This is a genomic window from Chryseobacterium sp. CBTAP 102 (genome assembly GCF_003201365.1).
GTDB classification, from domain to species: domain Bacteria; phylum Bacteroidota; class Bacteroidia; order Flavobacteriales; family Weeksellaceae; genus Chryseobacterium; species Chryseobacterium candidae.
Genome location: NZ_QICX01000012.1, coordinates 1 through 11,774, shown reverse-complemented (window position 1 = coordinate 11,774; position 11,774 = coordinate 1). Strand labels below are relative to the sequence as shown.

Below are 11,774 nucleotides of genomic sequence, written 5' to 3'. Positions count from 1 at the left end.
TGGCGCTCGTTCTATTTTTAATGATAGGCCTGTTTAAATTTTTCAATCATACTATCCAGATTATGACGCTGGACGTATATGCTTTTTATCTCTTCATACCTCGGTGATTTGTAGAAAACCTCGTGAAAATCCATACTACCGTTTCCTACTTTTACCACTTTCTGTACTTCGATATTCAACTTTCTTAATTCGTCTTTGAAGACTTTAAATTCATCTTGGATACTACTGCTCATTAATATTTATAGTTTTTTAGTTAAAAATTCCTTTTACCCCTTCAAATGTCAGGGGTAACATCTTAAATTCCGAATAAAGTTAGTAAATTTATCAACACAAAGTAACACTCTGGTAATATTTTATTGTTTTTTTTATAAATAGCTAATCGATATTATTCAATTGATGTATATTTCGTATTTTTAACCTTACAGAAAATTGTCACAACCTTATACAAACCATGAATATTAAAGCATTTTTCTCTTTATTCTTTTTCACGCTGCTTACTTTCCTTCATGGTCAGAAAATGGAATTTAAAGCACCGGATTATGCTGTCATTCAAAAAAATATTGAAGATAAAAATTCAGAATTCTATTATCCGAAACTTTTAAAAAGATTAAAACAGAACGATACGCTCCTTACCAGGAATCAATATCGTCATCTTTATTTCGGATATACATTTCAAAAAGCATATCAGCCTTATAAAACAGGAAAGAAAGCCGAAGAAGTTGCCAAGTATTACCGAGGCGAGGGTATTTCACAAAAAGATCTGTCCAAAGGAATCCAGTTATTTCTCGATGCTTTGGATGAAAATCCACTGGATCTGCGTGCTATGAATTATCTGGCTTATTTATATCATTTAAATAAAGACGATGCCACTGCTGAAAAAATTGCGGGAAATTTCCACGGATTATTAAATGCTATCCTTACCTCCGGTGACGGACTTACATGTGAAACAGGTTTTCATGTTATTTCCGTAACGGATGAATATGTACTTTTAAACAGATTCCAAATGGAAACAAAATCACAAAGTCTGAAAGGAAAATGCGACTATCAGGAGTTCGAAAAGGACAAATACAAAGTGGGAGGATTTTATTTTGACATCAGCAGATTCTACGGAAGAATATTAGATTAATCATTTTCCGGGAATGTGTTTTTTATGTATGAATATACTTCAGGAATGACGGTTTGGATCAGGTATTCTCACTTATGCAGTAACGCTTGTCTGGACTCGCTTCAATTGGTTTTATCTGAAACCACTAACCATAAAGAAACAGCAGGGTAAACTTGGCGAATTAATTAATAAATTTGAAGAGATCAATAATCAATTAAAAGAATCATGATATCTTCAGACAACAAAAATCATTGGGAAAATGTATATGAAACCAAAAGTCCTGATCAGGTAAGCTGGACTCAGAAAAAGCCTCAGAGATCACTTGATTTTATAAGATCTTCCGGATTGGGAAAAGAAGCCAGCATCATTGATATTGGCGGCGGAGACAGTAACCTTGTTGATTTTCTTCTTGAGGATGGTTACGAAAATATTACCGTACTTGATATTTCTGCCAAAGCTCTGGAAAAAGCACGGCAAAGACTGGGTGATTCTGCAGGTAAAGTAAAATGGATTGTCACTGATATTACGGATTTCGAGCCTACAGAAAAGTATGATATCTGGCATGACAGGGCTGCTTTTCATTTTCTCACAACCCCGGAACAGGTTTCCAGATATATTGGTATTGCAGAAAAAAATGTGAACAATTTTATAATCGTCGGAACTTTTTCGAAAAACGGTCCAACGAAATGCAGTGGATTGGATATTCAACAGTATGACGAGGAATCATTATCAGAAAAATTTGAAAAAAGTTTTAAAAAATTACAATGTATTACTGAAGATCACACGACTCCTTTCGAGACCATTCAAAATTTCATATTCTGTAATTTTAAAAAGCAGTAACGAGTGTATTATTTAGATAAAAAAAGAGAATCATTACTGGCTCTCTTTTTTGTTTATCTCATTTCAAAGGAATGATTATTCTTCCTGATTATAATTCTTTTTCTTCTTCCACTTCTACTCGCAGCTGGGCTTTGTAAAGAGTGGCATAGTAACCGTTCTTATCCAGAAGTTCAAGGTGCTTGCCTTCTTCCACAATTTTACCATGCTCCATCACAATAATCTTATCTGCTTTTTCAATAGTGGAAAGTCTGTGGGCAATAATAATGGAGGTTCTGTTTTTGGTAATATTCTCTGTTGCTCTCTGAATCAGTTTTTCGCTTTCGTGGTCAATAGAAGATGTGGCTTCATCCAGAATTAAAATTTTCGGATCTGACAGATAAGCTCTCAGGAAAGACAGTAATTGTCTTTGTCCTAAAGAGATGGATGAACCTCTTTCACTTACTACATAATCATATCCGCCGGGAAGCTGCTGGATGAATTCGTCTACTTCAATTTCCCGTGCACCTGCTTTTATTTTATCCAGTGTTATACTGTCATCCCCGAAGGCAAGATTTTCAAAAATACTTCCATGGAAAAGGAATACATCCTGCAATACCACTCCGATATGGCTTCTCAGATTATACAATTCATAATCCTTTAAATCCACATCATCAATGAGAATATTTCCGGAGTTGATATCATATAATCTTGTAATCAGGCTGATGATGGTAGATTTTCCGGCACCAGTTGCCCCTACAATCGCTACCGTTTCTCCCGGGTTTACTTTAAAATCTATTCCTTTCAGCACTTCCTGCTTTTCATCGTAAGCAAAGTGTACTTTTTGGAATTCAATTTTTCCGTCAAAGTGATCTTTCTTCACGGTGCCGTTATTTGGCATTGAGTTTTCTTCATCCATTAATCCCAGTACTCTTTCCGCTCCTACAATTCCCCGCTGGATATTGTTAAAGCGGTCTGCAATCTGTCTTAATGGACGGATCAGCATTGAAATATACTGGATAAATGCAATTACAACTCCTGCACTGATGGTAATATATCCTCCATAGAAAAGAATAAACCCTATGAATAATGAAGAAATAAGTTCCACTACAGGAAAGAACAGTGAGAAAATAAATACCGTTCTCAGTAATGCTCCTTTCAGCGTAATATTGATATCATCAAATTTCTTAAACTCAGATTCCTGTCTGTTGAAGACCTGAATGATCGACATTCCTGCCAGTCTTTCCTGAACAAAAGAGTTCTGATTGGCCGTCCAGTTTCTCTCATCCCCGAAAGCTTTTTTCAGTCTTTTCTGGAAGAATCTTGTAATCACAACCATTAAAGGTAAAATGGCCAGCGTAATATAACTCAGGTGAACATTGGTACTGAACATCATAATCAGTACAAACAAAATTCTCAGAATATCCCCAAATACCATCAGGAAACCATCTGTGTATACCGTTGCAATGGTCTCCACATCTCCTACAGCACGCGTTACCAGCTGCCCGATAGGCGTTTTATCAAAAAATGAGGTCTTAAAATAAATCAGCTTGGCATATAAACGCTCTCTGATATCCCTGATTACATTCTGCGAAATGAAATTTGAAAAATAAACCAGGAAAAAGTTTAAAACTGTTTCAGCAAAGACCAATCCAACAAGGATATAGATATGTTTCATCATCAAAGCCTTATTATGCAGCTTTGTAATATCATTATCCACCACCTGCATGGTAAGATAAGGCCTGTAAGTAGAAACGATAGAAAGGAATATGGAAATGATAAGGGTAAGGATGAACCATGAACGAAATTTCATTCCGATAAAGAACAGCCTTTTTATAATTCCCCAGGTATCTTGTTTTTTCATTGTACGAATCGAAAGAAAGAATTAAAATAAAATTCTATGCAAAAATAAGACATTATAACCGGACCGCCTTTACAACTTCTGCAAATCGTAATAGAAAATATAAGATACCTACTATTTACAATATGAATATATTAAACACTTTTTTCCATTCAGACCAGTATATATTTTTCATCAATTGCAAACCTCTATTGATAGTAAAACTCTTTTTATTAAAGGATAATCTTAATTTCCAATACTCAGATCTTACTGATCCGAGATCTTTCCTATTTCTTCAATTTCGATAATTGGTTTTACAGATCTTTCTTTGACAAATTTATTTTCAAGGAATTTATAAACACCCCAAACAGCGACAATAGAGATTAACCAGCCAATGATATTCACGGCGGAAAATCCTGTATAATTAACATTTTCTGCGGATTCAGGATCTGTTAATCCCATATACATACCATAACCGAAACCTAATAAAAGCTGGGTACCCAGATAAATACCGATGGCCAGAATACCATACTGCCACTTTGTTTTTCCAAACCTTTCTGCTAATTGCGCATAATATCGGTAAGCGCCGATAAGAATAAAAATTGATAACATGATTATTATTTTGTTTTTAGTTTTTATTTAAAATTCATATCCCACATCTACAAGATACAGCCCGTGCCCTGGTGCTGAAGTTCCTGCAGCGTTCCTGTTTTTATCTTCAATTATTTTACGGAGATCTTCAGGTTTCAGTTTTCCTGTTCCAATTTCCACCATCGTTCCGACAATAGCACGAACCATATTTCTCAGGAAACGATTGGCAGAAACGGTGAATTTCAGCTCTGAACCATTCTGTTCCCACTCTGCTTTGTATATTTTACAGATATTGGTTTTGTTGTCGGTTTTTAATTTGGCAAAGCTGGTGAAATCTTCATATTCAAAAAGAATTTTGCAGGCCTCATTCATCGCATCCATATCCAGCCCTCTTTTCCAGTGCTGCCATGCAGATTCCTGAGTGAACGGATTTTTTTCCAGGGAGATATAATATTCGTAGGTTCTGTAAGTCGCATCAAAACGGGCATGAAAATCATCTTTTACCGGAAAAATCCTTTTAATGGAAATATCGGGTGGAAGAAAACTGTTCAGTCTGCGTGTAAGCTGATCATCCAACTCTTTTCCGGTATCAAAATGGGCAAATATTTTTTTGGCGTGAACTCCTGTATCTGTTCTTCCTGCTCCTGTTGTTTTAATCTCTTCGCGCAAAATTGTAGACAGCGCTTTTTCCAGTTCTTCCTGTACAGAAATAGCATCCGGCTGTATCTGGTAGCCGAAATAATTCTTTCCGTTATAAGAAAATTCAATAAAGTATCTCAATGTATTGTAATAACTCCACAAAAATACTTTAATTTAACGAAATATTTGTTGAAAAGTCTTCGAGAATATTACATCAATGCTTATGAAAATTCCTATTTTTGCAATCGTATGAAAAGATGGTACCTTTATCCTTTTTCCCTTGGTTATCATTTGGTAACGGGTATCCGGAACACAATGTATGATCTGGGAATTTTTAAGTCGACGAAATTCAAAACACCGATAATCAATGTCGGAAACCTTTCTGTGGGCGGAAGCGGAAAGTCACCCATGGTGATGTATCTTGCTCAGCTCCTATCCAAACATTACAGAACCGGAGTGCTTTCACGTGGCTACGGAAGGCTTACCAAAGGCTATGAAGTAACGAATTACGAAAGCAACTACAAAATGGTAGGTGATGAAGCAATGCAGCTTTTTGAACGCTTTAAAAACCGTTTCGTAATTGCCGTTTCCGAAGAACGTGTTCCCGGAGCCAAAAAAGTGATTGATGACATGGATCTTGAAGTTCTTGTACTGGATGATGCTATGCAGCACAGAGCCATTAAGGCCGGATTCAATATTCTGATGACTGATTTTAATGATCCTTTTTTCAAGGATTATATTCTTCCTGCCGGAGATCTTAGAGAATCAAGAGCAGGTTATAAAAGAGCAAACATCATCATGGTCAGCAAATGTCCTGATGAACTCACAGAAGAAACAAAAAGGTATTATATCTCAAGAATAAGACCTTCTTACGGACAAAAAGTATTCTTTTCATCCATCGGCTATGACGAAAATGTATACGGAAAAGATAAAATGCTTCCGGATAACAACCTGAATTATTATGATATTTTACTCATTACCGGAATTGCCAATCCTAAACCGCTTCTGGAACATCTGGCAAAATTCTCAAAAAGAGTGAAACATTTAAAGTTCAGAGATCATCATAATTTCACAGATGATGATATTAAAAAAATTATTGCTGAATACAAAAAACTCGGAGAATATAAACTGATATTAACCACGGAGAAAGATTATGTACGTCTGAAAACTTTTGACTATCTTAGAGATATTGTTTACTACTGGCCTATCAATGTACTTATTGATAAGAAAGAAGAATTCAACCAAATCATCTTAGATTATGTTAGAAAAAATTAAAGAGACCGCAGATTTCATTAAAAATATCATTCAGGAAACTCCTGATTTTGCAGTTGTTTTAGGATCCGGTCTTGGAAAGTTACAAAATGAAGTAGAACCCATCCACGTTTTAGAGTACAAAGACATTCCCCATTTCCCACAAACTACTGTTGTCGGACACACCGGAAAACTGATTTATGGACTTCTGGAAGGAAAAAAAGTACTGATGATGAGCGGACGTTTCCATTATTACGAAGGACATTCAATGGAGACGGTCACTTTCCCGATAAGAGTTTTTCATCTGCTGGGAATTCAAAATCTTATTCTTTCCAATGCCTGCGGCGGGGTAAACCCTGCCTATAGCGTGGCTGATATTGTTATTCTGAAAGATCATATCAATATGATGCCCGAGCATCCGTTACGCGGAAAAAATATAGATGAGCTTGGACCACGTTTTGTGGATATGAGCGAGCCTTACAACAAAAAAATGATTGCCATTGCGGAACAGGCAGCTGCAGATCACCAGATTAAAATCCATCAGGGAGTTTACGTGGCATTACAAGGTCCAACTTTTGAAACTCCTGCCGAATACGGAATGATTAAAGCCATTGGTGGTGATATGGTAGGAATGAGTACTGTTCCCGAAGTCATCGTTGCCCGACATATGGGGATGGATGTATTCTGTATTTCTGTCATCACCGATCTTGGCGGGCCAGATGTGGCTTTTGCCGTTTCTCACGAAGAAGTTCTGAATGCAGCCAACAAAGCAATGCCGAATGTAATTGCTGTTGTCAAAGGTTTGATTAAAAACTATCGGTAAAAATAACCTAATACTACAACTGAAGACGTAACATTCCCATCCTCTGGAGGGGTGGCAAAAATTCAAAGAATTTTTGATGGGGTGGTTTTCACACTCCCACTCTCCCATCCCATAGAATCCATCAATATTATAAATTTTTCCTAATTCCAGATAAATCAATCCCAGATTGCAATTCATTGTTTAGATTTGTACAAATGAAATTGTACGGGATGAGAAAGTTGATATTATTATTTATGATAGGTATTTTTGGAATAAGCTATTCACAAAAAGCGCCTTCAGTCCTTAAAACAGGATTTTCAAAAGAAGCTTTACAACAGAAACTGGAAGATGAAGAAGGAAAAGCCATTACCATTCAGCAGATACTGGATCAGCATAAAGGAAAAGTTTTAGTGATTGATTTTTGGGCAGGATGGTGCCGAGACTGTTTAAATGCTCTTCCAAAAGCCAAGGAATTAGAAGAACACAACAAAAATATTGATTTTGTATTTCTGTCATTAGACCGTTCAAAAGAAGGGTTTGAAAAAAGTCTGGAAAGATTTGATATGAAACACAAAGAAAATTACTGGTTTTCTACGGGCTGGAAAAACGATTTTAATAATTATGTAGATCTTAACTGGATCCCAAGATATATGGTGATTGATCAGAAATCTTCTATTGCCAAATATTATGCAATCTCCCCTGACGATCCTGAAATTCAGCAAACCATAGACAGACTTTTAAAATAGTTGCCATTTATTTTTAATTCGAAAAACATAAAACTCATTGGAACTCATCTGCTTTCAATGAGTTTTTAAAATTTTATTAAACACCATGATCACAAGACAAGCCACAGAACAGGATTTAGAAATTCTTTTAGAATTTGAACAGGGAGTTGTTACTGCAGAAAGACCTTTCAACAGTACATTGATTGATGGAGAGATTCATTATTATGATTTAAAATCTCTGATACAATCTCCGGAAGCAACCTTAATTGTTGCCGAAGAGAATAATGAAATCATTGCATCAGGCTATGCCCTGATCAAAAAAGCAGAGAAGAACTATTACCGGTTTAAAGAATATGCCTATCTCGGTTTTATGTATTTAAAGCCTGAGTACAGAGGAAAAGGAATCAATAAAGTGATTACCGATGAACTCATTGCCTGGGCAAAATCAAGAGGAATCAATGAGGTAAGACTAGAAGTATATGCTCAAAATGAATCCGCTATAAAAGCTTATGAAAAAGCAGGTTTTGAATCCCATATTCTTATGATGAGATTAAAACCGTAAAAGGCTGGAAGATGGGATATGGAAGTAATCTTAATGCGTTAAATAATCCGTTATTTTTTTAATTCATTTTCAATAAACAGGTCATCAATTTCCATATTATCCTCATTACCTTCCAGTCTCCAGCTTCAAACTTCCCTTCTATAAAAATTTACCGTAAATAAAGGAATCCATATCTTTGTATATGGATTTTTCTTTGCCTCTTCGTAAAATTATTCATGTGGATATGGATGCATTCTATGCTTCTGTGGAGCAGCATGATAATCCTGAGTTGAAAGGAAAACCGATAGCCGTAGGAGGACAGCACCGAGGTGTAGTGGCAGCCGCAAGTTATGAAGCCAGAAAATACGGTGTACGTTCTGCAATGCCCAGTAAGACGGCCAAAGAAAAGTGTCCTCAGCTCATTTTTGTTCCCCCCCGATTTAGCAGATATAAAGAAATTTCAAAAAAAATCCGGGAAATTTTCTATGAATATACCGATCTGGTAGAACCCCTATCACTCGATGAAGCTTATCTGGATGTTACTGAAAATAAAAAAGGAATGGAATCGGCTAACCTCATCGCCAAAGAAATACGTCAGAAAATTTTTGAACAGACCGGTCTGACGGCTTCTGCAGGTATTTCAGTTAATAAGTTTCTGGCTAAAGTAGCTTCTGATATTAATAAACCGAATGGCCAGAAAACCATTCATCCTGATAAAATGGAGCATTTTCTGGAAGAACTGCCTGTGGAAAAATTTTATGGTGTTGGAAAGGTAACAGCCAACAAAATGTTTAGTTTAGGAATTTATAAAGGAAAAGATCTAAAGAAAAGATCGCTTGAAGATCTGGTAAGGCTTTTTGGAAAGTCCGGTCAGCATTATTACAATGTGGTGCGCGGGATTCATACTTCTGAAGTAAAGCCTCATCGTATTCAGAAAAGTGTGGCTGTGGAAAGAACATTTTTTGAGGATCTTCTGGATGAACAGCAGATCAATGAAAAGCTGGAAAGCCTTGCAGAGGAAATCCACCAAAGATTACAGAAGAATAATATTCTCGGAAGGACTTTAACTTTAAAGATAAAATATAAAGATTTCTCTCTTTTCACAAGAAGTATAACCAGGGAAGATTATTTTTCGTCTCCTGAGCAGTATTATATTACCGGAAAAAAACTTTGGGAACTTCGTCCTTTTGATAAAGCAGTACGTCTGCTCGGATTATCCCTCTCTCAACTGAATACAGAAGAGAAAAAACAGGTTTCAGTTCAACTAAAAATCCCGTTTGAAGAATTCGAAAATGAATAGGTCATATTTTTTCGCTATCTTGTATCAACCAAATCAGCAAATTTATGAACCCAACCATGATTCAGTTTTTCCATTGGTATTCTGAAGGCGACGGAAAATTGTGGAAAGAAGCAGAAAAACAGGCCGGATACCTGGCAAAACTTGGAATTACTTCTGTATGGTTTCCTCCAGCCTATAAAGGAACAAATGGCGGTTATTCTACCGGATATGATGCTTACGATCTTTATGATCTGGGAGAGTTTGATCAAAAAGGCACGCTTCCTACCAAATACGGCACGAAAAACGAGTATACAAAAGCCATTAAAGCCTTAAAGAAAAAAAATATACAAGTCATTGTAGATATTGTTCTCGGGCATAAAGCCGGTGGTGACGAACTGGAAAAATTTAAAGTCGTAAAAGTAGATGAAGAGAACAGGGAAAAAATAATTTCCGATGTCATCGAAATAGAATCTTATACAAAATTCACTTTTCCCGGAAGAGGAAAAAAATATTCTGATTTTGAATGGAATTTCACCTGTTTCAGCGGTGTGGATTATGCAGAAGGGATGGATTCCCATATCTTTAAAATACAGTCAGAATACGGAAATGACTGGGAGGAAATGATAGATGATGAAAAAGGAAATTATGATTACCTGATGTATAATGATATTGAGCACCGGAATCCTTTTGTACGGGAAGAGCTCAACAATTGGGCTAAATGGTATTTTGACGAGACCGATTTTGATGGAGTGAGACTGGATGCTTTAAAACATATTTCTTTTGATTTTTATAAAGAATGGCTTATGCTGCTCCGTTCTAATTCCGGAAAAGACATTTTCGCCGTTGGAGAATACTGGGCTCCCGGATATCTCCATCTTCTCCAAAAATATATTGAAGTGACGGAAGGATGCATGAGTCTTTTTGACAGTTCCCTGCAGAATAATTTTCATACAGCCTCCAGGGAAGGAGCTTCTTATGATCTCAGACGAATTTTTGATGAAACGCTTACCCAGGCAGATCCTATACACTCTGTCAGTTTAGTAGCCAATCATGATACACAGCCTTTACAGGATCTTGAAGCCCCTGTTGAGCCATGGTTCAAACCTATTGCTTATGCCCTTATTTTATTGAGAAAAGATGGCTACCCATGTATATTTTATCCTGATCTCTATGGTGCTCATTATGTGGATAAAGACAGAGAAGGCAATGATCAGGAAATATTCATGCCCAAAGTAGACGGTATTGAAGAGTTACTAAAAGCAAGGAAAGATCATGCCTATGGAGACCAGCATGATTATTTTGAGGATGCGAACTGCCTCGGCTGGGTACGTATGGGAGATGATCAATATAGCGGATGTGCTGTTGTTCTGAGCAATAAAGATTCTTACAACAAGCCTATGGAAGTGGGAACATTGTATGCAGGAAAAAAATTCAAAGATGTGTTGAAAAGATTCAAAGAAAAAGTAACCATTGATGAAAACGGGTGGGGAGATTTTCCTGCTCCGGCAGGAAACGTGAGCGTCTGGATTCCTGAATAAGATTAAATTTCAGCAAAACAAAAGGCATACCTGGCCAGACGATCAGTTATGCCTTGTTCTTATCAGAAGTATATTTTAGCAATAGATATACTGGCAGTACCAAATATCTTTAGCCCATTCACAACATTGACCGTCTTCGTTGGAAGTACAGCATACCTTACCTCTGTTAATATCTCCGGCTTTTAAACTCTTTAATTCCTGTCGATTCAGTTTTCTCACTTTGAAATCTTTGTTTGTTTTCATAATTACTATTTTTTATGGTTTAATCATTAAATATACATTAAAAAAATACAATTATGGATAAACATTAAGTATTATTTATTGATTTAACATACACAATTTATATAATAAAAATATAAATATTGCAAATATGATGAACCACCCCGTTTAAGGATGTCAATGTTTGCCTCTTCAGTTGGAATATTGATTAAGGTAAGAGGTTTTAAAATTTTGATGACCAGCTACATCTTTCGGAGCTCCAGATTTGGTGTCATCTTTACAACGGTGAAAACTTTTAATTATTTAAACAGGTAATGTGGTCAAAAATAGTTAGTGTTTTTGTCAAAAATAATTCGTAATATTTTACAGTTGATTGGAAGAGGAAGTAAGCAATGCTGAGGAGCAACTTACCAGCAATACAATCAACG

13 protein-coding genes are annotated in these 11,774 nt (G+C 36.2%); 8 read left to right on the top strand and 5 right to left on the bottom strand.

The features are described from left to right. Positions 1 to 17: 17 nt before the first annotated feature. Complete coding sequence (locus C8D70_RS15715) at positions 18 to 233, bottom strand: hypothetical protein (RefSeq protein WP_076595024.1); 216 nt, start codon at positions 231 to 233, stop codon at positions 18 to 20. Between the two features lie 218 nt (positions 234 to 451). On the opposite strand from C8D70_RS15715, the gene C8D70_RS15710 reads away from it, so the two are divergent. Further along, positions 452 to 1,126: a DUF4919 domain-containing protein gene (locus C8D70_RS15710; protein ID WP_110367928.1), complete on the top strand. Its 675-nt coding sequence runs from the start codon at positions 452 to 454 to the stop codon at positions 1,124 to 1,126. A gap of 204 nt (positions 1,127 to 1,330) precedes the next feature. Then, the gene (locus tag C8D70_RS15700) at positions 1,331 to 1,945 is read left to right on the top strand and encodes a class I SAM-dependent methyltransferase (RefSeq protein WP_110367926.1); all 615 of its coding nucleotides are present in this window, start codon (positions 1,331 to 1,333) and stop codon (positions 1,943 to 1,945) included. Positions 1,946 to 2,033: 88 nt separating this feature from the next. Here C8D70_RS15700 and C8D70_RS15695 read toward each other — a convergent pair whose 3' ends face one another. From C8D70_RS15695 to truA, 3 genes are all read right to left on the bottom strand, one after another. Beyond that, complete coding sequence (locus C8D70_RS15695) at positions 2,034 to 3,785, bottom strand: ABC transporter ATP-binding protein (RefSeq protein WP_110367925.1); 1,752 nt, start codon at positions 3,783 to 3,785, stop codon at positions 2,034 to 2,036. Between the two features lie 243 nt (positions 3,786 to 4,028). After that, on the bottom strand, positions 4,029 to 4,373 hold the full coding sequence (locus tag C8D70_RS15690; RefSeq protein ID WP_110367924.1) for a hypothetical protein: 345 nt from the start codon (positions 4,371 to 4,373) through the stop codon (positions 4,029 to 4,031). 27 nt (positions 4,374 to 4,400) lie between these two features. Beyond that, the gene (gene truA, locus C8D70_RS15685; RefSeq protein WP_110367923.1) at positions 4,401 to 5,132 is read right to left on the bottom strand and encodes a tRNA pseudouridine(38-40) synthase TruA; all 732 of its coding nucleotides are present in this window, start codon (positions 5,130 to 5,132) and stop codon (positions 4,401 to 4,403) included. A 108-nt stretch (positions 5,133 to 5,240) separates the two neighbouring features. On the opposite strand from truA, the gene lpxK reads away from it, so the two are divergent. The 6 genes from lpxK to C8D70_RS15655 all read left to right on the top strand — a co-directional run bounded on the left by lpxK (position 5,241) and on the right by C8D70_RS15655 (position 11,127). Further along, on the top strand, positions 5,241 to 6,266 hold the full coding sequence (gene lpxK, locus C8D70_RS15680; protein ID WP_076595018.1) for a tetraacyldisaccharide 4'-kinase: 1,026 nt from the start codon (positions 5,241 to 5,243) through the stop codon (positions 6,264 to 6,266). Then, positions 6,250 to 7,065 carry a purine-nucleoside phosphorylase gene (locus C8D70_RS15675; protein ID WP_110367921.1) on the top strand — a complete coding sequence of 272 codons (816 nt, stop codon included), beginning with the start codon at positions 6,250 to 6,252 and terminating at the stop codon, positions 7,063 to 7,065. Before lpxK ends, C8D70_RS15675 begins: the two co-directional genes overlap by 17 nt. Before the next feature lie 209 nt (positions 7,066 to 7,274). Beyond that, complete coding sequence (locus tag C8D70_RS15670; RefSeq protein WP_076595081.1) at positions 7,275 to 7,790, top strand: TlpA family protein disulfide reductase; 516 nt, start codon at positions 7,275 to 7,277, stop codon at positions 7,788 to 7,790. 85 nt (positions 7,791 to 7,875) lie between these two features. Then, positions 7,876 to 8,331, top strand: a complete 456-nt coding sequence (locus C8D70_RS15665; RefSeq protein WP_110367919.1) for a GNAT family N-acetyltransferase — start codon at positions 7,876 to 7,878, stop codon at positions 8,329 to 8,331. 181 nt (positions 8,332 to 8,512) lie between these two features. Beyond that, positions 8,513 to 9,610: a DNA polymerase IV gene (dinB, locus tag C8D70_RS15660; protein ID WP_110367917.1), complete on the top strand. Its 1,098-nt coding sequence runs from the start codon at positions 8,513 to 8,515 to the stop codon at positions 9,608 to 9,610. Between the two features lie 44 nt (positions 9,611 to 9,654). After that, positions 9,655 to 11,127 carry an alpha-amylase gene (locus C8D70_RS15655; RefSeq protein WP_110367915.1) on the top strand — a complete coding sequence of 491 codons (1,473 nt, stop codon included), beginning with the start codon at positions 9,655 to 9,657 and terminating at the stop codon, positions 11,125 to 11,127. Positions 11,128 to 11,202: 75 nt separating this feature from the next. Here C8D70_RS15655 and C8D70_RS20880 read toward each other — a convergent pair whose 3' ends face one another. Then, a complete protein-coding gene (locus C8D70_RS20880; RefSeq protein WP_181416145.1) occupies positions 11,203 to 11,370 on the bottom strand; it encodes a hypothetical protein in 168 nt (55 codons plus the stop codon). Positions 11,371 to 11,774 lie beyond the last annotated feature (404 nt).

What these genes read in the sequence shown, in the direction of transcription:
- C8D70_RS15690 (WP_110367924.1), bottom strand. Translation starts at nt 4,373, where the DNA reads ATGTTATCAATTTTTATTCTTATCGGCGCTTACCGATATTATGCGCAA.
- C8D70_RS15715 (WP_076595024.1), bottom strand. Translation starts at nt 233, where the DNA reads ATGAGCAGTAGTATCCAAGATGAATTTAAAGTCTTCAAAGACGAATTA.
- C8D70_RS15665 (WP_110367919.1), top strand. Translation starts at nt 7,876, where the DNA reads ATGATCACAAGACAAGCCACAGAACAGGATTTAGAAATTCTTTTAGAA.
- dinB (WP_110367917.1), top strand. Translation starts at nt 8,513, where the DNA reads ATGGATTTTTCTTTGCCTCTTCGTAAAATTATTCATGTGGATATGGAT.
- C8D70_RS20880 (WP_181416145.1), bottom strand. Translation starts at nt 11,370, where the DNA reads ATGAAAACAAACAAAGATTTCAAAGTGAGAAAACTGAATCGACAGGAA.
- C8D70_RS15655 (WP_110367915.1), top strand. Translation starts at nt 9,655, where the DNA reads ATGAACCCAACCATGATTCAGTTTTTCCATTGGTATTCTGAAGGCGAC.
- lpxK (WP_076595018.1), top strand. Translation starts at nt 5,241, where the DNA reads ATGAAAAGATGGTACCTTTATCCTTTTTCCCTTGGTTATCATTTGGTA.
- C8D70_RS15670 (WP_076595081.1), top strand. Translation starts at nt 7,275, where the DNA reads ATGAGAAAGTTGATATTATTATTTATGATAGGTATTTTTGGAATAAGC.
- C8D70_RS15710 (WP_110367928.1), top strand. Translation starts at nt 452, where the DNA reads ATGAATATTAAAGCATTTTTCTCTTTATTCTTTTTCACGCTGCTTACT.
- C8D70_RS15675 (WP_110367921.1), top strand. Translation starts at nt 6,250, where the DNA reads ATGTTAGAAAAAATTAAAGAGACCGCAGATTTCATTAAAAATATCATT.
- C8D70_RS15700 (WP_110367926.1), top strand. Translation starts at nt 1,331, where the DNA reads ATGATATCTTCAGACAACAAAAATCATTGGGAAAATGTATATGAAACC.
- C8D70_RS15695 (WP_110367925.1), bottom strand. Translation starts at nt 3,785, where the DNA reads ATGAAAAAACAAGATACCTGGGGAATTATAAAAAGGCTGTTCTTTATC.